The sequence below is a fragment of the Pseudogemmobacter sonorensis genome (genome assembly GCF_042762395.1).
Classification (GTDB): domain Bacteria; phylum Pseudomonadota; class Alphaproteobacteria; order Rhodobacterales; family Rhodobacteraceae; genus Pseudogemmobacter; species Pseudogemmobacter sonorensis.
Genome location: NZ_JBEFZE010000033.1, coordinates 22,108 through 47,088 on the forward strand (window position 1 = coordinate 22,108; position 24,981 = coordinate 47,088).

Annotated in this window: 19 protein-coding genes and 1 tRNA gene; 4 read left to right on the top strand and 16 right to left on the bottom strand. The window is 66.7% G+C overall.

The window, feature by feature from the left end; all coding sequences use genetic code 11:
* Nucleotides 1-27 precede the first annotated feature (27 nt).
* Nucleotides 28-1,131 (top strand): zinc-binding metallopeptidase family protein, encoded by a 1,104-nt coding sequence (locus tag ABNX41_RS18035; RefSeq protein WP_438671093.1) that lies wholly within the window; start codon nt 28-30, stop codon nt 1,129-1,131.
* On the opposite strand, the gene ABNX41_RS18040 is transcribed toward ABNX41_RS18035, so the two are convergent.
* Entirely contained in the window at nt 1,122-2,201 is a 1,080-nt protein-coding gene (locus tag ABNX41_RS18040) for an NAD(P)/FAD-dependent oxidoreductase (RefSeq protein WP_438671094.1), read from the bottom strand. The two genes, ABNX41_RS18035 and ABNX41_RS18040, sit on opposite strands and share 10 nt — an antisense overlap.
* 72 nt (nt 2,202-2,273) lie before the next feature.
* Between ABNX41_RS18040 and mnmC2 the strand changes: the two genes are divergently transcribed.
* Nucleotides 2,274-2,969, top strand: coding sequence for a tRNA (5-methylaminomethyl-2-thiouridine)(34)-methyltransferase MnmC2 (gene mnmC2 / locus ABNX41_RS18045; RefSeq protein WP_438671095.1), 696 nt, complete (start codon nt 2,274-2,276; stop codon nt 2,967-2,969).
* Between the two features lie 108 nt (nt 2,970-3,077).
* On the opposite strand, the gene ABNX41_RS18050 is transcribed toward mnmC2, so the two are convergent.
* Both ABNX41_RS18050 and ABNX41_RS18055 read right to left on the bottom strand, forming a co-directional pair.
* Nucleotides 3,078-4,100, bottom strand: a complete 1,023-nt coding sequence (locus tag ABNX41_RS18050) for an aspartate-semialdehyde dehydrogenase (protein WP_438671096.1) — start codon at nt 4,098-4,100, stop codon at nt 3,078-3,080.
* A gap of 79 nt (nt 4,101-4,179) precedes the next feature.
* Entirely contained in the window at nt 4,180-5,352 is a 1,173-nt protein-coding gene (locus tag ABNX41_RS18055) for an MFS transporter (RefSeq protein ID WP_438671097.1), read from the bottom strand.
* 317 nt (nt 5,353-5,669) lie between these two features.
* Between ABNX41_RS18055 and ABNX41_RS18060 the strand changes: the two genes are divergently transcribed.
* Entirely contained in the window at nt 5,670-6,575 is a 906-nt protein-coding gene (locus ABNX41_RS18060; protein WP_438671110.1) for a 2-dehydro-3-deoxygalactonokinase, read from the top strand.
* Nucleotides 6,572-7,195, top strand: a complete 624-nt coding sequence (locus tag ABNX41_RS18065) for a 2-dehydro-3-deoxy-6-phosphogalactonate aldolase (RefSeq protein ID WP_438671098.1) — start codon at nt 6,572-6,574, stop codon at nt 7,193-7,195. Before ABNX41_RS18060 ends, ABNX41_RS18065 begins: the two co-directional genes overlap by 4 nt.
* Before the next feature lie 21 nt (nt 7,196-7,216).
* On the opposite strand, the gene ABNX41_RS18070 is transcribed toward ABNX41_RS18065, so the two are convergent.
* The 13 genes from ABNX41_RS18070 to ABNX41_RS18130 all read right to left on the bottom strand — a co-directional run.
* Entirely contained in the window at nt 7,217-10,309 is a 3,093-nt protein-coding gene (locus tag ABNX41_RS18070; protein ID WP_438671099.1) for a multidrug efflux RND transporter permease subunit, read from the bottom strand.
* Between the two features lie 7 nt (nt 10,310-10,316).
* Nucleotides 10,317-11,516, bottom strand: a complete 1,200-nt coding sequence (locus ABNX41_RS18075; RefSeq protein ID WP_438671100.1) for an efflux RND transporter periplasmic adaptor subunit — start codon at nt 11,514-11,516, stop codon at nt 10,317-10,319.
* Nucleotides 11,517-11,853: 337 nt separating this feature from the next.
* A complete protein-coding gene (gene rpoC / locus ABNX41_RS18080; RefSeq protein WP_438671101.1) occupies nt 11,854-16,092 on the bottom strand; it encodes a DNA-directed RNA polymerase subunit beta' in 4,239 nt (1,412 codons plus the stop codon).
* A gap of 81 nt (nt 16,093-16,173) precedes the next feature.
* Nucleotides 16,174-20,307: a DNA-directed RNA polymerase subunit beta gene (rpoB, locus tag ABNX41_RS18085; RefSeq protein ID WP_438671111.1), complete on the bottom strand. Its 4,134-nt coding sequence runs from the start codon at nt 20,305-20,307 to the stop codon at nt 16,174-16,176.
* Between the two features lie 244 nt (nt 20,308-20,551).
* Nucleotides 20,552-20,929, bottom strand: a complete 378-nt coding sequence (rplL, locus tag ABNX41_RS18090; RefSeq protein ID WP_438671102.1) for a 50S ribosomal protein L7/L12 — start codon at nt 20,927-20,929, stop codon at nt 20,552-20,554.
* 81 nt (nt 20,930-21,010) lie between these two features.
* Nucleotides 21,011-21,526 (bottom strand): 50S ribosomal protein L10, encoded by a 516-nt coding sequence (gene rplJ, locus ABNX41_RS18095; RefSeq protein WP_438671103.1) that lies wholly within the window; start codon nt 21,524-21,526, stop codon nt 21,011-21,013.
* 257 nt (nt 21,527-21,783) lie between these two features.
* On the bottom strand, nt 21,784-22,482 hold the full coding sequence (gene rplA / locus ABNX41_RS18100) for a 50S ribosomal protein L1 (protein ID WP_438671104.1): 699 nt from the start codon (nt 22,480-22,482) through the stop codon (nt 21,784-21,786).
* Nucleotides 22,483-22,486: 4 nt separating this feature from the next.
* Nucleotides 22,487-22,939 carry a 50S ribosomal protein L11 gene (rplK, locus tag ABNX41_RS18105; protein WP_438671105.1) on the bottom strand — a complete coding sequence of 151 codons (453 nt, stop codon included), beginning with the start codon at nt 22,937-22,939 and terminating at the stop codon, nt 22,487-22,489.
* 109 nt (nt 22,940-23,048) lie between these two features.
* Complete coding sequence (gene nusG, locus ABNX41_RS18110) at nt 23,049-23,585, bottom strand: transcription termination/antitermination protein NusG (protein WP_438671106.1); 537 nt, start codon at nt 23,583-23,585, stop codon at nt 23,049-23,051.
* 157 nt (nt 23,586-23,742) lie between these two features.
* Nucleotides 23,743-23,931 carry a preprotein translocase subunit SecE gene (gene secE / locus ABNX41_RS18115; RefSeq protein ID WP_438671107.1) on the bottom strand — a complete coding sequence of 63 codons (189 nt, stop codon included), beginning with the start codon at nt 23,929-23,931 and terminating at the stop codon, nt 23,743-23,745.
* Between the two features lie 134 nt (nt 23,932-24,065).
* A tRNA-Trp gene (locus ABNX41_RS18120) sits at nt 24,066-24,141 on the bottom strand.
* Nucleotides 24,142-24,231: 90 nt separating this feature from the next.
* The gene (locus ABNX41_RS18125) at nt 24,232-24,627 is read right to left on the bottom strand and encodes a VOC family protein (protein WP_438671108.1); all 396 of its coding nucleotides are present in this window, start codon (nt 24,625-24,627) and stop codon (nt 24,232-24,234) included.
* A 281-nt stretch (nt 24,628-24,908) separates the two neighbouring features.
* Nucleotides 24,909-24,981: EF-Tu C-terminal domain-related protein (locus tag ABNX41_RS18130; RefSeq protein ID WP_438670557.1), on the bottom strand; the 73-nt coding region annotated here is incomplete at its 5' end.

Below are 24,981 nucleotides of genomic sequence, written 5' to 3' on the forward strand. Positions count from 1 at the left end.
GGCCGCCTGTTGTCCTTCGGAGTTGCGATGAAGCTTTTTCAATGCCAGTGCTGTGGGCAGGTCCTGCATTTCGAAAACACCGCCTGCCTGCGCTGCGGGCGCGCCGTCGGCTATTTGCCGCTAGGCGGCGGCAGCCCCGACCGGATGCTGGCGGTCGAGCCTGCGGGCGCGCTCTGGCAGGCGGCACCGGACGAACAGGGACATGTCGCGCCCGGCAACTGGCGCTTTTGCCGCAACTGGGAACTCAGCGCTTGCAACTGGATGGTGCCCGCCCGCCCCGACGACGCCGAGGCATCGGCCGATTACTGCCCCGCCTGCCGCCACAACCGCACCGTGCCCGACCTGTCCGACCCCACCCATGCCGCGCAATGGCAGAAGATCGAGGTGGCGAAGCGCAGGCTGATCTACACGCTCGCGCATCTTGGCCTGCCCCGCCCCGCCCTTGGCGACGACCATCCCGAACCGATGATCTTCGACTTCCTCGCCGACGATCCCGGCTCGGTCGAGCGGGTGCTGACCGGCCATGCCAATGGCGTCGTCACCATCGCCCTGACCGAGGCCGACGACCCCACGCGCGAGAGGATGCGCTCGGAAATGGGCGAGGCCTACCGCACCCTTCTGGGCCATTTCCGCCACGAGATCGGCCATTACTACTGGGACATCCTGGTGCGCGACGGCGGCCATATCGAGGCCTTCCGCGCGCTTTTCGGCGATGAAAGCACCGATTACGCGGCGGCGCTGGAGCGGCATTACCAGAACGGCGCGCCTGCAGGCTGGCAGCGGGAATACGTCTCCTCCTATGCGACGATGCATCCCTGGGAGGACTGGGCCGAGACCTGGGCGCATTACCTGCACATGATCGACACGCTGGAGACGGCGGCCGCCTTCGGCATGTCGATCGACCCCACGGTCGAGGACGAGGGCGAATTGTCGGCCGAGATCGACTTCGACCCCTGGCGCATCTGGCGAAGCGAACGGCTGGTCTCGGCCTGGCTGCCGCTGACGGTGGCGCTGAACGCGCTGAACCGCTCGATGGGGCACCCGGACAGCTATCCCTTCGCCCTGCCCGCCCCGGTGCTGGAAAAGCTGGGGTTCGTCCACAATCTGGTAAGGGCCAGCCGTCAGGGCTGACCCGGCGCGCTTGCGCCATTCAGCAGCACTTCGAGGCGGAAGACCTCGGGGATGGCGTCGCGGCCCTCAAGCATCAGGTCGGCCAGGCGCAGGGCCAGCAGGGGCGCCATGCCGAACCCGGTCTTGAAGCCGCCATTGGCGATGAAATACCCCGCCCGCCCCGGCCAGGGCCCCAGCACGGGCGCGCGGCTGGCGGCGCGCGGGCGGATCCCGGCCCAGCATTCGACCAGCTCCGCCCCCGCCAGCGCCGGGACCAGCGCGCGGGCGCGGTCTGCAAGGGCCTCGGCCCGGGCATCGGGCGCCTCGTCCCGCCACTCGCCCTCGGAGGTGGAGCCCACGGCCACCAGACCGTCGTGATGCGAGACCACATGCAGCCCGCCCGCATAGATCTGCGGCACCTGCGGCGCGGGCCGGGCGGGGCGCAAAAGCGCGGCCTGCCCCTTCTGGCCCGCGCCGATCCGCCGATCGAACGCCCGGGACAGATCCGCCAGCCCGCGCCAGCCGGTGGCATGGACCACAAGCCCCGCCTCGGGCGCCTCGGCCAGGATCTCGCCGCCGCTTTCGCGGATCGCCGCCTCCAGCGCCCACCCGGCCGCGCGAGGCGACAGCCGGGCGGTCAGCGTGTCGTGGACCAGCAGCCCGGTGGGCGAGGCAGGCTCCCATTCCGCGCCCGTCGCCGGGCGGACGGTCCAGTCGGCGCGGCCCTGCCAGAAGACGCGCGCCGCCTCTTCCCGCGCGCGGGCCAGCGCCACGGCAGCGGCATCCGCCAGCGGCTGCACCCGGCCCGAGGCCAGATAGCCCGGGTCCCGCCCCCCCGCCCGCGCGACGGCCGCCCACCAGGCGGGGGCGAAGGTCAGGCTTTCCAGTTGAAAAGCCTTGAGCGCATTCCACCCGCCGGGCTGTTCCGGCGGCGCATGGGGCGCCAGCGCGCCGACCAGCCCGCCCGAAGCCCCCGCGCCCACCCCGCCCGGGTCGATCACCCGCACCCGCGCGCCGCGCGAGGCGCAGGCCCAGGCCACCGACAACCCGAAGATCCCGGCGCCGCGAATGGTGATCTCGGGGCTTGTCATCGCGTGTCCTTCCACTCAGATGGGCCATCCAGATGCGGCGGGGCCTGGGGTCAGAGCAATGGGGTTAGAGCGATGGCGGATGCGATACAACCGGAACCGGCGACGGCCCCCGCATTGGGCTGGAAGGACGGCGCCCCGGTCGCGCTGGCCTTCGACGACCCCTATTTCAGCCTCAAGGGCGGGCTGGAGGAGACGCGCCATGTCTTTCTGGCCGGAAACGACCTGCCCGGGCGGCTGCGGGACGGGTTCCATATCGCCGAGACGGGCTTCGGCACCGGGCTGAACCTGCTGGCGCTGGCGCTGGCCTGGCCCGGCGGGAGTGGGGGCGCGGCGCGGCTGCGCTTCACCTCGTTCGAGGCCTTTCCGATGGCGGCCCCGGATATGGAACGCGCCCTTGCCCATTTCCCCGAGGCCGCCGCGATCTCGGCGCCGCTGCTGGCGCAATACCGCACGGGCGCGACCGAAATCGCCCTGCCGGGGATCGACCTGCATCTGGTGATCGGCGATGTGCGGCAAACGCTTCCCGCATGGGGGGGACAGGCCGACGCCTGGTTTCTGGACGGCTTTTCCCCCGCCAAGAACCCCGAGATGTGGGGCGAGGATCTGATGGAATCCGTCGCCCGCCATACCGCCCCGGGCGGCAGTTTCGCCACCTATACCGCCGCAGGCCATGTGCGCCGCGCGCTGGCGGCGGCCGGGTTCGAGGTCGCGCGCCTGCCCGGCTTTGCGGGCAAGCGGCATATGTCTGCGGGACGGCTGAGGGGCTGAGGGGCTGAGGGGCTGAGGGGCTGAGAAAGCCCTGCCCCGCTTGCGCAGCAATGAAACGGGGCGCGAAAGGTTTCCCCTTCGCGCCCCTTTTGAAGGATTCCGGCCTTCTCAGCCCTTTTTCAGCACCCGGTTGCCCAGCAGCTCGGCGATCTGGACCGCGTTCAGCGCCGCGCCCTTGCGCAGGTTGTCCGAGACGCACCAGATGTTCAGACCGTTCTCGACGGTCGGATCCTCGCGCACGCGGCTGATATAGGTCGCGTATTCGCCGACGCATTCGATGGGCGTGACGTAGCCCCCGGCCTCGCGCTTGTCGACCAGCATGATGCCGGGCGCCTCGCGCAGGATGTCCTGCGCCTCCTGCCAGTCAAGCGGTTCCTCGAACTCGATGTTGATCGCCTCGGAATGGCCGACGAAGACCGGCACCCGCACGCAGGTCGCGGTCAGCTTGATCGAGGGGTCGAGGATCTTCTTCGTCTCGGCCACCATCTTCCATTCCTCCTTGGTCGAACCATCGTCCAGGAAGACATCGATATGGGGGATCACGTTGAAGGCGATCTGCTTCGAGAACTTCTTCGGCGGCACTTCCTGCACGGGATTGTAGACCGCCTTGGTCTGGTCCCAAAGCTCGTCCATGCCCTCCTTGCCCGCGCCGGAAACCGACTGGTAGGTCGAGACGACGACGCGCCTGATCTTCGCGCGGTCGTGCAGCGGCTTCAGCGCGACGACCATCTGCGCGGTCGAGCAGTTGGGGTTCGCGATGATGTTCTTCTTCGAATAGCCTGCGATCGCATCGGCATTCACCTCGGGCACGATCAGCGGCACCTGCGGATCGTAGCGGTAGAGCGAGGAATTGTCGATCACCACGCAGCCCGCCGCCGCGGCCTTCGGCGCATAGGTCTTCGTCGCGTCAGAGCCCACGGCGAACAGCGCGATGTCCCAGCCGGTGAAATCGAAAGTGTCGAGATCCTTGGTCTTGAGGGTCTTCTCGCCGAAGCTGACCTCGGTGCCCAGAGATTTTCGCGACGCCAGCGCGGCAATCTCGTCCACCGGGAACTCGCGCTCGGCGAGGATGTTCAGCATTTCGCGGCCCACGTTGCCCGTGGCACCCGCGATGACGACCTTATAGCCCATCGGGGTTCTCCTGATCCCTTCGCTCCCCGCCCTTCGGGGAACGGCGCCCCTTAGCGCAAAGGGGGGCCGGGGGGAAGGCTCAGTCGGTGCGGTCGCGCGAGAAAAGATAGACCACAAGCCCCAGCGTCACCGTAACGGCGAAAAAGCCGAAGACCGCCTGATAGGGGGCGGCCGGATCGGCCTGGTCGACCCGCGCGGCATGCAGCCGCCCGGTGACCTCTTGCGCGACGCCGACCGAGGCGATGCCGAACAGATTGACCAGCGTCACGCCGCGCCCGACCAGATGCGGCGGGAAAAAGGCCCGGGCATGGGCGATCACGATCGGGAAGCTCGACCCGCACAGGCCCAGCCCGACGAACATCGCGATGGAGAACCCGGCCGAGCGGTCGGGAAAGATCCAAAGCGCGCAAAGCGCGACCAGCATCCCCAGATTGGCGCCGAAGATCACCCATTTGCGGGTGCCGAACCAGCGGTCCATCGGCCCGATGGCAAAGCTGCCGATCACCATGGCGATGCCCATCCACAGGCCCGCAAGGCCGATCTGGTTCGCGCCATAGCCCCAGACATCGCTGAAATAGGGGCCAAGCCACAGCCCGCGCAACCCGCCGGGCGCGGCATAGCAGACCAGCATGATCGTCAGGATCGGCCAGAGCACCGGCATTTTCAGCAGCGTCAGCACCGAGCCTTTCGGCCCCGCGGGCGCGGGCGCCGGATCGCGCACCAGCGCCAGCACCGCCACGCCGGTCAGCGCGCAGATCGCGGCCAGGCCCCAGACCGTCTCGCGCCAGCCGAAGGCCTCGGCGGCGGCGGTCAGCGGCAGCGAGCTTGCGATATTGCCCAGATTGCCGACGCCGATGGTCGCGCCCGCCAGCGTGGCGAAGACCGCCGGAGAGAATTCGCGCGCGAAGATGTAATAGGCCGACATCAGGATGGGCGAGCAGCCCACCCCGATCAGCGCCATCGCCATCTTGATCCCGAAGGGCGTGGTCGCCATGGCGAAGATCGCCGTCCCCAGCGTGCCGATGGCCAGGCAGGCGACGGTGGTGCGCTTGGGCCCGATCCGGTCGAGCGCCACGCCCACCGGGATCTGCATCGCGCCGAAGGCCAGGAACCACAGCCCCGAAGCCGTGGCCAGATCCTGTTTCGAGGCGCCCAGATCGGCCTCCAGCACCGGGGCAAGCACCGCCAGAAAAGCGCGGAAAAATTGCGAAAGCACATAGCCGAACATCAGGCTTGCGATACCGAGGCGCATTTTCAGGGATCTCCTTCTCCGGCGGCGGACACTGGCAGCGCGGCCCCGGAACCGCAAGGGCGGGCGGCGAATATAATCCCTGCAACGCCCCCGACCGCCGCGCCCGCCAAGACCCCCGGGCGGTCTTGACGCAACCCCGGGCGCAGGGCAAGCCTTGGCCCGGGAGGAGGGGCATCATGCGAAGCGAAACCGGCCGGAAACCCGAGGCGGCGGCATCCGCCAGCGCGACGACGCCCCCGGGCGGGCGCCCCGCCGATGCGCGCGCGGCCGATGCGCACGCGGACGAAGGCGCCCCGGGCCTGGTCAGCCCCGAACCGATCGACCCCGACTGGATCGCGATCGACTGGGGCACCTCGAACCTGCGGGTCTGGGCCATCGCGGCTTCCGGCGCGATCCTGGCCCGGGCCGGATCGGACGAGGGCATGGCGCGGCTTTCGCCCGACGGGTTCGAGCCCGCGCTCCTGCGCCTGATCGGGGGCTGGCTGGGCACCCGCCCGCTGCCCGCCCTTGCCTGCGGCATGGTCGGCGCGCGCCAGGGCTGGACCGAAGCCGCCTATCGCGCGATCCCCTGCGCGCCGCTGGATCCCGCCGCCCTGACCCGCGCGCCCACCCGCGACCCGCGCCTCGATCTGCGCATCGCGCCCGGCCTTTCCCAGGACCGCCCCGCCGATGTGATGCGCGGCGAAGAGACCCAGATCGCCGGCGCGCTCATGCTGGAGCCGGGGTTCGACGGCGTGGTCTGCCTGCCCGGCACCCATTCGAAATGGGCCCATGTCAGCGCGGGCGAGGTGGTCAGCTTCCAGACCCATATGACAGGAGAGCTGTTCGAGCTGGTCTCGCGCCAGTCGGTGCTGCGCCATTCGCTGGGCGCCGACGATGCCCCGCATCGGGAGGAGGCCTTCCTTGCCGCGGTATCCGATGCGATCTCGCGCCCCGAGCGGATCGGATCGCGGCTGTTCGGGATCCGGGCAGAGGGGCTTTTGCACGGGCTTGCCCCCGCCACCGCCCGGGCGCGGCTTTCGGGCCTGCTGATCGGGATGGAGCTTGCCGCCGCCCGGCCCTATTGGCTGGGCCAGCCGGTCGCGCTGATCGGATCCTCGGGGCTGGCGCGGGCCTATGCCACCGCGCTGGCCGCGCAGGGCGCGCAGACCCGCAGCCTCGACGCCACCGCCTGCACGCTTGCGGGCCTCACCTCGCTTCTTGCAACCGGAACCCGGCCATGACCCACCGCCCCCTGATCGCCATCCTGCGCGGCCTGACCCCGCCCGAGGCGCTGCCCGTGGCGCAAGCCCTGATCGAGGCCGGGATCACCCGGATCGAGGTGCCGCTGAACTCGCCCGATCCCTTCGAATCGATCGCCGCCATGGCCGCGGCCTTCGGCGAGACCGCGCAGATCGGCGCGGGCACGGTGCTGACCGTGGATGAGGTCCATGCGCTGAAGGCGGCGGGCGGGTGGCTGGTCGTCTCGCCCAACATGGATCCGGCGGTGATCGCGCAAAGCCGCGCGCTTGGCCTGGAAAGCTGGCCCGGGGTGATGACGCCGACCGAGGCCTTCGCCGCGCTCAGGGCCGGGGCGACCGGGCTGAAGCTGTTCCCCGGCAGCCTGCTCGGCCCCGCCGGTCTGGCCGCGATCCGCGCCGTCCTGCCCGGGGGCACGCAGGTCTATGCCGTGGGCGGGGCGGGGCCGTCGAACTTCGCCGAATGGATCGGCGCCAGCGCCGACGGGTTCGGCATCGGCAGCGCGCTTTACACCCCGGGGCTGAGCGCCGCCGAAACCGGCGCCCGCGCGCGCCAGATCGTCGCCGCCTGGACGGCGGCGACGGCGGCGGCCCCCGGGCGGTAGCGGCCGCTCAACCGCCCTGCATCAGCCACCCTGCCCCGTCACCCGCTTCACCAGCACATAAAGCGCGGGCACCATGAACAGCGCGATCACCGTCGAGGCGGTGATCCCCCCCAGAACCCCGATGCCGATGGCATGCTGCGTCGCCGCCCCCGCCCCCGAGGCCAGCGCCAGCGGCAGCACCCCAAGCGCGAAGGCGAAAGAGGTCATCAGGATCGGGCGCAGCCGGATTTCGGCGGCCTTGCGGCTGGCCTCGATCAGGCCGATCCCCTGCCTGCGCATCGCCTCGGCGAACTCCACGATCAGGATGGCATTCCTTGCCGCAAGCCCGATTGTGGTCAGCAGGCCCACCTTGAAATAGACGTCGTTCGACTGGCCGAAGGCCCAGGCGGCCAGCAGCGCGCCCAGGATCCCCACCGGCACCGACAGCATCACCGCCAGCGGCACCGACCAGCTTTCGTAAAGCGCGGCCAGGCACAGGAACACCACCAGCGCCGACATCGCAAACAGCATCGGCGCCTGGTTGCCCGCCAGCTTTTCCTGATAGGAGAGCCCCGTCCAGGCCACGCCGAAGCCGCCCGGCAGTTCCGCCACCAGCGCCTCGACCCGCGCCATCGCCTCGCCGGTCGAAAACCCCTCGCCCGGGCTGGCCGAGATCGAGATCGCCCGCGTGCCGCCGAAACGGTCGAGCGAGGGCGAATTCTCGGTCCAGACCTGGGTGATGAAGCTTGAGAACGGCACCATCTCGCCCAGCCTGTTGCGGGCGTGCCAGATGTCGATTTCCTCGGGCTGCATGCGGTATTCGGCGGTGCCCTGCACCACCACCGGGCGCAATTCCCCGCCCAGTTCGAAATCGCCGACCTGGCGGCCCGAGAAGATCACCGAAAGCATGGAATTCACCTCGCCCACGGTCAGGCCCATGGCGCGGGCCTTCTGCTGGTCGATCTCAAGCTTCAGGGCGGGACGGCGGCTCGGCTCATGGCCGCGAAAGCCCGAGGCCGCGCCCTCGGCCTCGGCCAGGGCGACCAGCGCCTGCGCGCCTTCCTCCAGCGCGGCCTGGCCGAGGCCGCCCTGGTCGATCAGGAAGAAGGAAATCCCTGCGTTCTGGCCCAGGCCCTGGATCGCCGGGGGCTGGCCGAAATTGATGCTTCCCGCCCGATGGCCCCGGAACCGAGCCGATCCGGCCTGTTGCAGCGCCGAGGCGCTCAGCCCCGGGCGCTCGGCGAAGGGTTTCAGCCGCACGAACAGCATGGCGTTGTTCTGCCCGCCGCCGCCAAAGGCGAAGCCAAGCGCGGTCATCACCGATTGCACGGTATCGCCCTGTTCCTGGGTCAGCCAGGCCGCGACCTCTTCGGCCACGGCGGCGGTCTGGGCGATGGTCGCCCCCTCGGCGAGCCGCAGGTTCACGGTGATGACGCCCTGATCCTCTTGCGGGACGAAGGACGACGGCAGCCGGTCGAACATCAGGACCGCGCCCCAGGAAATCGCGCCAAGCACGACCAGCATCAGCACCGGCACCCGCATCGCCAGCCCCACCACGCGGCCATAGCCCCGTGTCACCGCCGCCATGAAACGGTTGAAGCCGCGCGTCAGCAGATTGCCGCCACCGTGATGGGCATGGGCGCGCAGGAGCACCGCGCTCATCGCCGGCGAGAGGATCACCGCCACCGCCAGCGAGAGCATCATCGCCGAGATGATCGTGACCGAGAACTGGCGATAGATCACCCCGGTCGAGCCCGCCATGAAGGCCATCGGCAGGAAGACCGCCGACAGCACCAGCGCGATCCCCACCAGCGCGGGCGTGATCTGGCCCATCGATTTGCGGGTGGCGGCGCGGGCGTCCAACCCCTCTTCGTTCATCACCCGCTCGACATTCTCGACCACGACGATGGCATCGTCGACCAGAAGGCCGATGGCCAGGACCAGCGCGAACATGGTCAGCGTGTTGATCGAATAGCCAAGCACAGAAAGCACCCCGAAAGTGCCCAGCAACACCACCGGGATCGCCACCACCGGAATGATGGTCGCGCGCCAGCTTTGCAGGAAGATCAGGATCACCAGGAAGACTAGCCCGACCGCCTCGAACATCGTCGCATAGACGGTGCCGATCGATTCCTCGATGAAGGGCGAGGTGTCGAAGGGAAAGGCCACCTCGACCCCTTCGGGCAGCGCGGGCGCGATGGAATGGACGACCGCGCGCACCGCCTCGGCGGTCGCCACCGCATTGGCGCCCGAGGCCAGGTTGACCGAGAACCCCGCCGAATTGGCACCGTCGAACAGCGCCGAATTGCCGTAGCTGACCTGCCCCACCTCGATCCGGGCCACGTCGGACAGCAGGACCTGCCCGCCCTCTTCCTCCAGCCGCAGGATGATCTTCGCGAATTGATCGACGTTGGAAAGCTGGGTCTGCGCCGAAAGCGCCACCGTCAACTGCTGGCCCGGCACCACCGGCTGCGCCCCCAGGGAACCGACCGAGACCGTGGAATTCTGGTCCGAGATCGCCGAGGTCACGTCGCCCGTGGTGATCTGGTATTCCGCCATGCGGATCGGATCCAGCCAGACCCGCATCGCATAGCCCGAGGAAAAGCTCTGGATCGTGCCCACGCCTTCGGTGCGCAGGACCGCATCCTCCAGGAGCGCCTCGGTCAGGTCGCCCAGTTCCAGCGAGGAATAGCGGTTGTCGCGCGACACCAGCGCGCCGACCAGAAGCGAGCTTTCGCCCGAGCGCGACACGTCCAGCCCGCGTTCGCGCACGGTCTCGGGCAACCCGCTTTCGACCAGTTGCAGCCGGTTCTGCACCTGGATCTGGGCATTGTCGGGGTCGATCCGGTCGTCGAAGGTCAAGGAGATCCGCGACCGCCCGGTGGCGCTGGAGCTGGATTCCATGAACAAGAGCCCGTCGAGCCCGGTCATCACCCCCTCGATCACCGTGGTCACCGAATTCTCGGTCGCCTCGGCCGAGGCGCCGGGATAATTCGCGGTGATGTTGATGCGGGTGGGGGCGATGTCGGGATATTGCTCGATCGCGAGCCGCGAGAGCGCGAAGGCCCCCGCCAGCATGGTCACGATGGCCAGAACCCAGGCGAAGACGGGGCGGGAGATGAAGAACTGCGCCATCCTCGGGTCAGTTCGACGCCGGTCCGGTTGCCGCCGCGCCGCTGTCGCGCACAACGCCCGCGGCGTCGATCGTCGCCAGCACCGGAGAGACGTCCTGGCCGTCGCGCAGGGTGGATATGCCGTCCAGAAGCAGCCATTCGCCCGCATCGAGGCCCGCGCGCACCACCCAGTCGTTGCCGAAGGTGCCGGTCTCGGTCAGGCGGCGGCGCTCGGCCTTGCCATTCACCGCGACCCAGGCGGTCAGGCTGCCGTCGCGCTGACGCTCGGTCGCGCGCTGCGGCACCAGGACGGCGCTTTCGCGCCCCAGCGTCAATTCGGCATGCAGGAACATCCCCGGCGCGATCAGCCCCTCGGGATTGGCCATCTCGAACCGCAGGCGGCGGGTGCCGGTGGTGGAGGAAACCGTGGCGCCCGTAGAGACCAGCCGCGCATCGCTCCCGGTGCGGATCCCCGGGCCCAGGAACAGCGACAGCGTGGGGGTTTCATCCAGCGTGATCTCGCCCGCGCCCGCGCGCGCGTCGATCCGCAGCCGCATCGGATAGGGTTCGGTCAGGTCGATCTGCACCGGATCGGTCTGCACGATCTCGGCCAGCGCATCGGACTGGCTGGCCGAGACGAGATCGCCGATCGAGACCTCGGCGATGCCGACCACGCCCGAGATCGGCGCGCGCACCGTGGTCCATTCAAGCTGGAGCCGGGCCAGCGCAAGATCCGCCTCGGCCGAGCCGCGGGCGGCCCGGGCCTTGAGGAGCACCGCCTCGGCCTGTTCAAAGGCCGCGACCGATGCCGTCGCGCCTTCGCGCAGCCGCGCCGCGCGCTCAAAGGCCGTCTGGGCCGAGGTCAGCTCGGCCTCGGCCTGGGCCAGATCGGCCTCGGCCGAGGCCAAAGCGATCTCATGGCTGGTCGGGTCGATGGCGAAGAGGGGCGCGCCTTCGGCGACCAGCGTGCCCGGCGTGTAGAGGATCGCTGTCACCACGCCCCCCACGCGGGGCCGGATCCGGGTCGTGTTCTGCGCCACCGCCCGCCCGGTCAACAAAAGCGTCACCGGCACCTCGGCCGCTTCGACGACCATATAGCCCGTCTGCACCGGACGCGGCGCGCTGCCCGCCATGGCGGCCTGCTGCGCCGCCGCGGGCCCGGCCAGCGGCCCCGGCGCGGCGAATGCGGCCAAAAGGGCGGGCAGAAGTATGAACAAGGGCTGCGGCATCGGGTTCCTCTGGGCCTTGCTGGCGCGTTTTTCGCGCGGGCGGGGCATTGGTTCTGACCGACGCGCCCGGCGCCCGGCCGAAACCGGGCGCGGCACGACGGGATGTCTGATCTTCGTATCGGCTTGCGATGAACGCTTCGCGAGACCTGTTCCGTCGTCGTGACGTTCGCAAAAATTCGCCCCTGCGCGCAAGCGGCCCTGGCGCTTGCACGGCCCAGATCACGGCTCTGTGCAGTCGAGCCGTCTTTCTTCGCCCCGATACGGGCAGCGAAAGGCCCGCCGGAGGTTTCTCCGGCGGGCCTTTCAGGCTTTTCTTCGCGATGCGGACGCGCCCGGCTCAGTCGCGGCTTTCGACCGGATCGACCACCGCCGCATCAAGCGGCGGCTCGTCGAGATCGAGCGGTGCGGCCAGCGCCGCCGCCTGATCCGCTTCCGAGCGCCGCGCCTCGATCACGGTATTGTCGCGCGCGGTGGCGATGGCCTTGACCTGACGGGTCGCGCCGCCCGTGCCCGCCGGGATCAGGCGGCCCACGATGACGTTCTCCTTCAGACCGACCAGCTTGTCGCGCTTGCCCTGGACCGAAGCCTCGGTCAGGACGCGCGTGGTTTCCTGGAAGGAGGCCGCCGAGATGAAGCTGCGGGTCTGCAGCGACGCCTTGGTGATGCCCAGAAGCACCGGCTCGGCCCTGGCTTCGCGAAGGCCGCGGCCACGGGCCTTGGCATTCTCTTCTTCCAGTTCCTGACGCTCGACCTGCTCGCCCTTCAGAAGCGTGGTATCCCCCGAATCAAGCACTTCGAGCTTTTGCAGCATCTGCCGCACGATCACCTCGATATGCTTGTCGTTGATCTTCACGCCCTGCAGGCGATAGACCTCCTGCACCTGCTCGATCATGTAGCTGGCCAGCGCCTCGATCCCCATGATCCGCAGGATGTCGTGCGGGGCGGGGTTGCCGTCCATGATATATTCGCCCTTCTGGACGAAGTCGCCTTCCTGGACGGGAATGTGCTTGCCCTTGGGGATCATGTATTCGACGGGCGTCAGCGTCTCGTCCACCGGCTCGACGGTGATGCGGCGCTTGTTCTTGTAGTCCTTGCCGAAGCGCACATAGCCGTCGGCCTCGGCGATGATGGCATGGTCCTTCGGGCGACGGGCCTCGAACAGTTCCGCCACGCGGGGAAGACCCCCGGTGATGTCCTTGGTCTTGGCGCCTTCGCGCGGGATCCGCGCCACCACGTCGCCCGGACGCAGTTCCTGCCCGTCCTCGACGGACAGAACGGCATCGACCGACATCGGATAGGTGATCGGATTGCCGCTGTCGCCGCGCACCGGATCGCCCGAGACCGGATCGACCACAATGATCTCGGGCTTGAGGTCCGAGCCACGCGGGGCCGAGCGCCAGTCCGAGACGATCTTCTGCGTCATGCCGGTGGCATCGTCGGTATCCTCGCGCACCGAAATGCCCGAGACCAGGTCCTTGAACCGCGCGACCCCGGCCTTTTCGGCCACGATCAAGAGGTTGAAGGGGTCCCATTCGAACAGTTTGGTGCCGCGCTTGACCTCTTCGCCGTCCTTGACATGCAGCCGCGCGCCATAGGTCAGCTTGTGGGTCGCCCGCTCTTGCCCGGCATCGTCGATGATGGCGATGGACATGTTCCGCCCGATCACCACCTGGTCGCCCGAGGCGTTGGAGAGAAGGTTCGCGTTGCGGAACTCGATCCGGCCCTCCTGGCTGGCTTCCAGGAACGACTGCTGGCCGCCCTGGGCCACGCCGCCGATGTGGAAGGTCCGCATCGTAAGCTGGGTGCCCGGCTCGCCGATGGACTGGGCGGCGATGATGCCGACCGCCTCGCCGATGTTGACGCGGGTGCCGCGGGCCAGGTCGCGCCCGTAGCAGGCGGCGCAGACGCCTTCCTCGGCCTCGCAGGTCAGCGGGCTGCGGATGCGCACCGAAGGCACGTTCGCCTGGCCGATCAGATCGGCCTTGCGCTCGTCGATCAGCTCTCCCCGCTCGACGATCACATTGTCGGTGCCCGGCTCCAGCACGTCATCGGCGGCCACACGGCCCAGGACACGCTCGGAAAGCGGCGCGGTTTCCTGGCCCTCCTTGATCGCGGCCGAGGCGGTGATCGCATTATCCGTGCCGCAATCAGCGATGCGGATGATGCAATCCTGCGCCACATCCACGAGACGGCGGGTCAGGTAACCCGAGTTCGCCGTCTTGAGCGCGGTGTCCGACAGGCCCTTGCGGGCGCCGTGGGTCGAGTTGAAATATTCAAGAACGGTCAGACCTTCCTTGAAGTTCGAGATGATCGGCGTCTCGATGATCTCGCCGTTCGGCTTGGCCATGAGGCCGCGCATCCCGCCCAACTGCTTCATCTGGGTGACCGAACCCCGGGCCCCGGAGTGCGCCATCATATAGACCGAGTTCGGCTCCTTCTCGGCGCCGCCCTCGTCGTATTTGGTGGCCGAGATGGTGGCCATCATCGATTCGGTCACCTTGTCGTTGCACTTCGACCAGGCATCCACGACCTTGTTGTATTTCTCGCCCTGGGTGATCAGGCCGTCGAGATACTGCTGCTCGAAGCCCGCCACGAGGTCCTTGGTCTCGTTCACCAGATCCCATTTGTTCTCGGCGATGACCATGTCGTCCTTGCCGAAGGAAATGCCGGCGCGGAAGGCCTCGCGGAAGCCCAGCCCCATGATCTGGTCGCAGAAGATCACCGATTCCTTCTGGCCGCAGTAGCGATAGACGGTGTCGATGACGGTCTGCACGTCCTTCTTGCGCAGAAGCCGGTTCACCAGCTCGAACGGAGCCTTGGCGTTCAGCGGCAGAAGGTTCCCCAGCCGCAGGCGGCCGGGCGTGGTCTCGAACCGTTTCCAGACGATATTGCCCTCGGCATCGACCTGACGCAGGCGTGCGGTGATCTTGGCGTGCAGATGCACCTCGCCGATGGCAAGGGCATGTTCCACCTCGTCGATGTCGCGGAAAAGCTTGCCCTCGCCCACCATGCCCTCGCGCTGCATGGTGACATAGTAGAGGCCAAGGACCATGTCCTGCGACGGCACGATGATCGGCGCGCCATTGGCGGGCGAGAGCACGTTGTTCGTCGACATCATCAGGACGCGCGCCTCAAGCTGGGCTTCCAGCGAGAGGGGGACGTGCACGGCCATCTGGTCGCCGTCGAAGTCGGCGTTGAAGGCCGAGCAGACCAGCGGGTGAAGCTGGATCGCCTTGCCTTCGATCAGGATCGGTTCGAAGGCCTGGATACCGAGGCGGTGCAGCGTCGGCGCGCGGTTCAGCAGCACCGGGTGTTCGCGGATCACCTCGTCGAGGATGTCCCAGACCTCCGGGCGTTCCTTCTCGACCAGCTTCTTCGCCTGCTTCACCGTGGACGACAGGCCCTTGGCCTCAAGCCGCGAATAGATGAACGGCTTGAAGAGTTCGAGCGCCATCTTCTTCGGCAGGCCGCACTGGTGCAGCTTCAGTTCCGGCCCGGTCACGATGACCGAGCGGCCGGAGAAGTCCACCCGCTTGCCCAGAAGGTTCTGGCGGAACCGGCCCTGCTTGCCCTTGAGCATGTCGGAGAGCGATTTCAACGGGCGCTTGTTGGTCCCGGTGATCACGCGGCCCCGGCGGCCGTTGTCGAACAGCGCGTCCACCGCTTCCTGCAACATCCGCTTTTCGTTGCGCACGATGATGTCGGGCGCGCGCAGCTCGATCAGCCGCTTCAGGCGGTTGTTGCGGTTGATCACCCGGCGATAGAGGTCGTTCAGGTCCGAGGTCGCGAACCGGCCGCCGTCCAGCGGCACCAGCGGGCGCAGCTCCGGCGGGATCACCGGCAGCACGGTCAGGATCATCCATTCCGGGCGGTTGCCGGATTCGAGGAAGCTCTCGACGATCTTCAGCCGCTTGATGATCTTCTTGGGCTTCAGTTCGCCGGTGGCTTCCTTGAGTTCCTCGCGCAAGGTCTCGGCGGTCTGTTCAAGGTCGATCGCCGCCAGCATCTCACGGATCGCCTCGGCGCCGATATTCGCCGTGAAGGCGTCGGAGCCGTACTGGTCCTGCGCGTCGAGGAATTCCTCCTCGGTCAGGAGCTGGCCGTAGGTCAGGTCGGTGAGGCCCGGCTCGATGACGACGTAGTTCTCGAAATAGAGGATGCGCTCAAGATCGCGCAGCGTCATGTCGAGCATGAGGCCGATCCGGGAGGGAAGCGACTTCAGGAACCAGATATGCGCGACGGGTGCGGCCAGTTCGATATGGCCCATCCGCTCGCGGCGCACCTTTTGCAGCGTGACTTCAACGCCGCATTTCTCGCAGACGACGCCGCGATATTTCATCCGCTTGTATTTGCCGCAAAGGCATTCGTAATCCTTGATCGGCCCGAAGATCCGGGCGCAGAACAACCCGTCGCGCTCGGGCTTGAAGGTGCGGTAGTTGATGGTTTCCGGCTTCTTGATCTCGCCATAGGACCACGACAGGATCCGCTCGGGGCTGGCGAGCGAGATCTTGATTTCGTCGAAGGTCTTGACCGGCGCAACAGGGTTGAACGGGTTGTTCGTCAGTTCCTGGTTCATTTGATCTTCCCAATCAGGAGGTTGCGGTCAGAGGCATGGGGCGGCCGCGCGCCGCCCCGAAACGGTTTCCTGGGAAACCGCTCATTCCTCTTCCGCATCCAGGAGTTCCATGTTCAGGCCGAGGCCGCGGACTTCCTTCACGAGAACGTTGAAGCTCTCGGGCACGCCGGCCTCGAAGTTGTCCTCGCCCTTGACGATGGATTCATAGACCTTGGTCCGGCCTGCCACGTCGTCCGACTTCACCGTCAGCATCTCTTGCAGGGTATAGGCGGCGCCGTAGGCTTCCAGCGCCCAGACCTCCATCTCCCCAAGACGCTGGCCGCCGAACTGCGCCTTGCCGCCCAGAGGCTGCTGCGTGACGAGGCTGTAGGGCCCGGTCGAGCGCGCATGCAGCTTGTCGTCGACAAGGTGGTGCAGCTTGAGCATGTATTTCACGCCCACGGTGACCTTGCGCTGGAACTTCTCGCCGGTGCGGCCATCGAACACATCGGACTGGCCCGAGGTGTCGAAACCCGCACGTTTCAGCGAATCGTTCACATCGGCTTCCTTGGCGCCGTCGAAGACCGGGGTCGCGATCGGCACGCCGCGGCGAACCGCATTGGCGCTTTCCAGCAGATCCTCGTCACCGGCCTCGCCGAAGGCCTCGTCATAGGTCTCGTCGCCGTAGGCCAGGCGCATGGCTTCCTTGACCGGGGTCAGGTCGCCGTGGCGGCGGTAATCGGCCAGCGCCTCGTCCACCTTCAGGCCCAGACCGCGCGCGGCCCAGCCCATATGGGTTTCAAGGATCTGCCCGACGTTCATCCGCGACGGTACGCCCAGCGGGTTCAGCACCAGATCGACATGGGTGCCATCGGCCAGGAAGGGCATGTCCTCGACCGGCACGACCTTGGAGATGACGCCCTTGTTGCCGTGACGGCCGGCCATCTTGTCGCCCGGCTGCAGCTTGCGCTTCACCGCGACGAAGACCTTGACCATCTTCATCACGCCCGGAGGCAGGTCGTCGCCCCGGCGCACCTTCTCGACCTTGTCGTCGAAACGGTGATCCAGCGCGCGGCGCTGCTGCTCATACTGGTCGTGCAGCGCCTCGATCTCCTTGGCCTGCGCCTCTTCGGCGACGGCAAGCTGCCACCACTGGCCGCGCGACAGCGTGCCCAGCAGTTCATCGTCGATGGTCGAGCCGGATTTGACGCCCTTGGGCCCCTTCACTGCCTCGCGCCCCAGAAGCAGGGCCTTGAGACGGGCGAAGATGTTGCGCTCAAGGATCGCAAGCTCGTCGTCGCGGTCGCGGGCGAGGCGTTCGACCTCTTCCCGCTCGATCTGCAGCGCGCGCTCGTCCTTGTCGACACCGTGGCGGTTGAACACCCGCACCTCGACGATGGTGCCGTAAGCCCCCGGCGGCAGGCGCAGCGAGGTGTCGCGCACGTCCGACGCCTTTTCGCCGAAGATGGCGCGCAGGAGCTTTTCCTCCGGCGTCATCGGGCTTTCGCCCTTTGGGGTGATCTTGCCGACAAGGATGTCGCCCGGGTTCACCTCGGCGCCGATATAGACGATCCCGGCCTCGTCGAGGTTGCGAAGCGCCTCCTCGCCGACGTTCGGGATGTCGCGGGTGATCTCTTCCGGGCCCAGCTTGGTGTCGCGGGCGGCGACCTCGTATTCCTCGATATGGATTGAGGTGAAGACGTCATCCTTCAGGATGCGCTCCGAGATCAGGATCGAGTCCTCGTAGTTGTAGCCGTTCCACGGCATGAAGGCCACGATCACGTTCCGGCCAAGCGCCAGTTCGCCCATGTCGGTGCAGGGGCCGTCGGCCACCACCTCGCCACGCACGACGGTGTCGCCCACCTTCACCAGCGGACGCTGGTTGATGCAGGACGACTGGTTCGACCGCTTGAACTTGCGCAGGCGGTAGATGTCGACGCCCGGCTCACCCGGTTCCAGCATCTCGGTGGCGCGGATAACGATCCGCTGGGCATCGACCTGGTCGATGATGCCCGCGCGCCGCGCCATGATCGCGGCACCCGAGTCGCGGGCCACCACGGCCTCGATCCCGGTTCCAACGAAGGGCGCGTCCGATTGCAGAAGCGGCACCGCCTGACGCTGCATGTTCGATCCCATCAGCGCGCGGTTGGCGTCGTCGTTTTCCAGGAACGGGATCAGCGAGGCCGCGACCGACACCAATTGCTTGGGCGAGACGTCGATCAGGTCGATGGCATCGGGCGGGTTCAGCATGAACTCGCCCGCCTTGCGCGACGAAATCAGCTCGTCGGTGAATTCGCCCTCGGCGTTCTGAGTCGCATTGGCCTGGGCGACGGTGTGGCGCATTTCCTCGGTCGCGGACATATAGACCACGTCGTCGGAGACCTTGCCGTCGATGACCTTGCGATAGGGGGTCTCGATGAAGCCGTATTTGTTCACCCGCGCGAAGGTCGCGAGGGAGTTGATCAGGCCGATGTTCTGGCCTTCCGGCGTCTCGATCGGGCACATCCGGCCGTAATGGGTCGGGTGGACGTCGCGCACCTCGAAGCCCGCGCGTTCGCGCGTCAGACCGCCCGGCCCAAGCGCCGAAAGGCGGCGCTTGTGGGTGACTTCCGACAGCGGGTTCGTTTGGTCCATGAACTGCGAAAGCTGCGAGGAGCCGAAGAATTCCCGCACCGCCGCCGCCGCCGGTTTGGCGTTGATCAGGTCCTGCGGCATGATCGTGTCGATCTCGACCGAGGACATCCGCTCCTTGATCGCGCGTTCCATGCGCAGCAGGCCGACGCGATACTGGTTCTCCATCAGCTCGCCGACCGAGCGCACCCGGCGGTTGCCGAGGTGGTCGATGTCGTCGATCTCGCCCTTGCCGTCGCGCAGTTCCACCAGCGCCTTGATGCAGCTGATGATGTCGCCGCGATCCAGCGTCCGCTGGGTGTCGGGACGGTCCAGGTCGAGACGCATGTTCATCTTGACCCGGCCCACGGCCGAAAGATCGTAACGTTCCTTGTCGAAGAACAGCGTGTCGAAGAGCGCGCTGGCCGCCTCGATGGTCGGCGGCTCACCCGGGCGCATCACCCGATAGATGTCCATCAGCGCGGTGTCGCGGTTCCAGTTCTTGTCCGCCGCCATGGTGTTGCGCATGTAGGGGCCGACATTGACGTTGTCGATGTCGAGAACCGGGATATCGGTGATGCCCTGGTCGAGCAGGGTCTTGAGCGAACCGCCCTTGACCTCGCCGTCGCGGTCCAGCTCCCAGGTCAGCTCCTCGCCGGCCTCGGCCCAGATCGCGCCGGTTTCCTCATCGACGATGTCGCGGGCGACGAAACGACCGACGATATTGTCGAAGGGCACCAGAAGCTCGGTGACCACGCCTTCGTCGATCCACTTCTTGACCATGCGCGGCGTGGCCTTCTCGCCCGCCTTCAGAAGAACCTCGCCCGAAGCGGCGTCGACCAGGTCATAGGCCGGACGGGTGCCGCGCGCGCGGTCGGCGAAGAAGCGGGTGACCCAGCCCTTGTTCTTCTGGTAGCTGAAGTTCACCGTCTCGTAATAGGACGACATGATCGCGTCCTGATCCATGCCGAGCGCATAGAGCAGCGTCGTCACCGGCAGCTTGCGGCGACGGTCGATACGGGCGAAGACGATATCCTTGGCGTCGAATTCGAAATCCAGCCACGAACCGCGATAGGGGATGATCCGGCAGGCGAACAACAGTTTGCCCGAGGAATGGGTCTTGCCCTTGTCGTGGTCGAAGAACACGCCGGGCGAGCGGTGCATCTGGCTGACGATCACCCGCTCGGTCCCATTGACGATGAAGGTGCCGTTGGGCGTCATCAGGGGCATGTCGCCCATGTAGACATCCTGTTCCTTGATGTCCTTGACCGACCGCGCCCCGGTCGATTCGTCGACATCGAACACGATCAGGCGCAGGGTGACCTTCAGCGGCGCGGCATAGGTCAGGTCGCGCTGCATGCATTCGTCGACGTCATACTTCGGCTTTTCCAGCTCGTAGCGGACGAATTCAAGAACGGCGGTCTCGTTGAAATCCTTGATCGGGAAGACGGACTGGAACGTGCCCTGGATGCCCTCGTCGTCTTGCGGCCGGTCGCTGTCGCCAGAGCGCAGGAACAGGTCGTATGAGCTTTTCTGAACCTCGATGAGGTTCGGCATTTCAAGGACTTCGCGGATCTTGCCGTAGTAACGGCGAATGCGCTTCTGGCCAACGTAAGCTTGCGCCATGCTCGTGGTCACCTTTCATCTTTTCGCCGGCACGCGAACCGTCGGGCCACGGTCGCGCGCCAACTGGCGAGAGGGGAGAGAGGTTCCATACCCGCCACCTGTCCCGTCAGGCGGCTCCCGAACCTTTCATCGCACCTGGAGAGGGGCTTTCACCGAAAAGCCGCTTTCAAGACGCGAGATGGGCCGGGGGCGGAAAACCACCCCCAGCCCGAAATCACCGATGCGGGCGGGCCCGCATATGCGATTACTTCAGCTCGACCTTGGCGCCAGCCGCTTCGAGCTTCTTCTTGATTTCCTCGGCATCGGCCTTGGAGACGGCTTCCTTGATCTTGCCGCCGGCTTCCACCAGGTTCTTGGCTTCGACCAGGCCCAGGCCGGTGATGCCGCGCACTTCCTTGATCACGTTGATCTTGTTGGCGCCGGCTTCGGTCAGGACCACGTCGAATTCGGTCTTTTCCTCGGCCGCTTCGGCAGCGCCGCCAGCGGCGGGGCCGGCCACCATCACAGCGCCGCCAGCGGCGGGCTCGATGCCGTATTCATCCTTCAGGATGGTCTTCAGTTCCTGCGCTTGCAGCAGGGTCAGGCCAACGATTTGTTCGGCGAGAGCTTTGAGATCAGCCATTTTTTCAGTTCCGTTCAGTTGAGATGGGTTCCAACGACGATTGGATCAACCCTACGAATGACATGCGGACGGGTCGCGGGCTTATGCCGCGGCCTTGTCCTCGATGGTCGACAGGATGCCCGCGATGTTTTGAGCAGGCGCGCCAATGGCACCAGCGATGTTCGAGGCGGGCGCACCGATGCACGACACGATCTGAGCGATAAGCTCTTCGCGCGACGGCATGGAGGCCACGGCTTTGACACCGGCAGTATCCAGAACCTCACCGCCCATGGCCCCGCCGAGGATGACGAAATTCTCGTTCGTCTTGGCATAGGCCTCGGAGACCTTGGCCGCAGCCACGGGGTCTTCCGAATAGGCAAGCACGGTCATGCCCGTCAGAAGGTCGGCCATCTTCGCAGAGGGCTTGCCTTCAAGGGCGATCTTGGCGAGCGTGTTCTTGGCAACGCGAACGGACCCGTTCACTTCGCGCATCTTACCGCGCAGGTCCTGCATCTGTGCAACCGTCATGCCTTCGTAGTGGGCAACCACGACGACGCCAGAGCTTTCGAAGATCTGGCCGAGTTCCTCGACCAATTTCTCTTTCTGGGCTCTATCCACAGTTTCACTCCAAGTTTGGGGTCTCCCCCGGCTCTAGTCAGCGCCCCCTTCCGGGAAAGGGGCGTCTCGGTCCGTAACGGGACAGACAGGCCAGGATCGCCGTGGGGCGAAAGGTCGTCGTTCCCATCTCGGGCAGGATATTAAGGCGTTTGCGCGCCCCCCACCGTCTCGGACAGGACAGGGCGGCGAACCGCCCCGTCATCCCTTTCCTTGCGGATCGGGAATTCCACATCGGGCGGCACCCCGCCCGCGATGCCTCAGGCCGAAGCCGTCGAGGCCAGATCCAGCGACACGCCCGGCCCCATGGTCGAAGAAAGCGAGACCTTCTTGACATAGGTGCCCTTGGCGCCGGCCGGTTTGGCGCGGGTCACCGCCTCGACGAAGGCGCGGACGTTTTCCGCCAGCTTTTCGTCGGCGAACGAGACCTTGCCGATCCCGGCATGGATCACGCCGGCCTTTTCGACCTTGAACTGGACCTCGCCGCCCTTGGCGTTCTTGACGGCGGTGGCGACATCCATGGTCACGGTGCCGACCTTGGGGTTCGGCATCAGGTTGCGCGGCCCGAGGATCTTGCCCAGGCGGCCGACCAGCGGCATCAGATCCGGGGTGGCGATGCAGCGGTCGAATTCGATCTTGCCCGACTGGATGGTTTCCAGCAGGTCCTCGGCGCCGACGATATCCGCACCGGCGGCCTTGGCCTCATCGGCCTTGGCGCCGCGCGCGAAGACCGCCACGCGGACCACCTTGCCAGTGCCGTTGGGCAGTTGCACCACGCCACGGACCATCTGGTCGGCGTGACGCGGGTCGACGCCCAGATTCATCGCGATTTCCAGCGTTTCGTCGAATTTGGCCGAGGCCGCGTCCTTGATCAGCTTCACGGCCTCTTCGACGACAAGGTTCTCCTTGCCGGAGAACGCCTCTTGCGCCTTCTTCACACGCTTTGCGAGCTTTGCCATGATCTCAGCCCTTCACTTCGATGCCGCAGGACTTGGCCGAGCCAAGGATGATCTGCATCGCCGCCTCGACCGAATTGGCGTTCAGATCCTTCATCTTCGTCTCGGCGATCTTGCGGACCTGCGCGACCGAGATGGAGCCCGCGGGCTCACGCCCGGGCTTGGCCGAACCCTTGGTGCGGTTGCGCTTGCCGACGGGCTTCAGCCCGGCCGCTTCCTTGATCAGGAACGAGGCGGGCGGGGTCTTCAGCTCAAGGCTGAACGACTTGTCCTGGTAATAGGTGATCACGGTCGGAATCGGGGTGCCCGGCACGAAATCGGCGGATTTCGCGTTGAATTCCTTGGTGAACGCCATGATGTTCAGGCCGCGCTGACCCAATGCCGGGCCGACGGGCGGCGAGGGGTTCGCCTGCTGGGCCTTCACCATCAGCTTGAGGCTGCCCATGATCTTCTTGGCCATCTGGCCCACTCCTTCATCACTCGGCCCTTCCGGCGGAAGGGCGGTTTAGCGGTCCGGCTTGTCACCACCGGGGCTGTCCCGGGGCGCGCACCTCCCGCGCGGCTTCGCCTCAGCCCCCTTTCGAGACCTGGGTGAATTCCAGTTCCACGGGCGTCGCCCGCCCGAAGATCGAGACCGAGACCTTGAGGCGGCTGTGCGCCTCGTCCACTTCCTCGACCATGCCGTCGAAGCCCTCGAAGGGGCCGTCGTTGACCTTGACCTTCTCGCCGATGTCGAAGCGGATCAGGTTGCGCGGCTGCGCCTCGCCCCCCTCGACGCTGCGGTTCAGCATCGCGTTCACCTCGGCATCGCGCATCGGCATCGGCTTGCCCTGGGGCCCCAGGAAGCCCGTCACGCGATTGATCGACGAGATCAGGTGGTAGCCGCGATTGGACATTTCCATATGCACCAGCACATAGCCGGGCATGAAGCGCCGCTCGGAGGTCACCTTCTTGCCGCGACGGATCTCGATCACCTCTTCGGTGGGCACGAGAACCTCGTCGATCTCATCTTGCAGGCCCGCGTCTTCCACGGCCGTCCTGATCTGTTCGGCGACCTTCTTCTCGAAATTCGAGAGGACGCTCACCGAATACCAGCGCTTTGCCATGGACCAGCTTCACCTTCTTCTTCGCCGGGAACATGTCGCCCCCGCTGTATTCAAGGAACAAAAAACAGCGCGCATAGCGAATCGATGCGCGCCGGTCGTTCTTGCTTCGCCGGGGCAGATAGCTTCTCGCCCCCCGATGTTCAAGAGAAATCCGGCCTCAGGCGCCGATGATCAGTTCAAGCGCCTGGCGGATGCCGAAATCGACCAGCGCGAAGAAGGCCGCCGTCAGCGCCGCAAGGATGAAGACCATCAGCGTGGTCAGCAGCACTTCGCGGCGCGCGGGCCAGTGGATCTTTGCGACCTCGCCGCGCACTTGCTGAAGGAACTGAAGCGGGTTCGCGGCCATGGCTGTGGTCTTCCGGTCTGGATGTCTCGTTGCAACCCGATGCAGATACGCGCGGCCGGGCGAAAGATCAAGCCGCGCATGACGCGTCCCGGCCGGTTGCCGCCGGTTCCGCCATCTGGTGCTGTCGGAGGGATTGGCAGGGGCAGCAGGGCTCGAACCCGCGACCTACGGTTTTGGAGACCGTCGCTCTACCAGCTGAGCTATACCCCTGTGGTGGCGCCGGGTTACGGCAGGGCGCGGGCAAGGTCAAGGGTCTCGCGGCAGGGGATCTGCGAAATCCGCAAGCGCCCCGGCCCGGCTTCAGAGATAACGCCCGCCGCGCGCCAGAACCTCGATCTGGTAGCCGTCGGGATCGGCGATGAAGAAAAACCGCGCCACCCGCGCGCCGTCGTTCTGGAAATCCACGATCTTGCGCGGCCCGAGGCCCGCCTCGCTCAGCCGGGCATGCTCGGCCTCCAGATCCTCGACCGAGACCGCGAGATGGCCGTAGCCGTCGCCCAGGTCATAGGGTTCGGTCCGGCCCTTGTTGACAGTCAGTTCCAGCTCGAACCCGCTCTCGGCATTCGATAGATAGATCAGGGTGAAACCCTCGAAATCCAGCCGGTCGGCCGGTTTCAGCCCGAAGGCGGTATCGTAGAAGGCGAGCGAGCGCGCCTCGTCCAGAACGCGGATCATCGAGTGGATGGCTTTGGCCATGGGCATTTCCTTTCGCATGTCGGCATTTCGGGAATCGGGCCGAAGATGGCCCGGCGCCCGGGGGATGCCAAGCCCCCGCCCGCGGACTTGCGGCGTCCGCCCGGGACCCGGGCCAGGGCATGGACATGGGCGCGGACATGGGCGCGGGCCGAAACGAGGACTGGGACTTGCCCCGATGCCTGGCGGGCCATCCGGCCGAAACAGAAAAGGCCGCCTCGCGGGCGGCCTTTCCCTTCGATGTTCGGAAGCGGGTTTTTATGCCCGCCTCCGTTTCATCCTGATTACGCGATGATCTTGGCGACGACGCCGGCGCCGACGGTGCGGCCGCCTTCGCGGATGGCGAAGCGCAGCTTC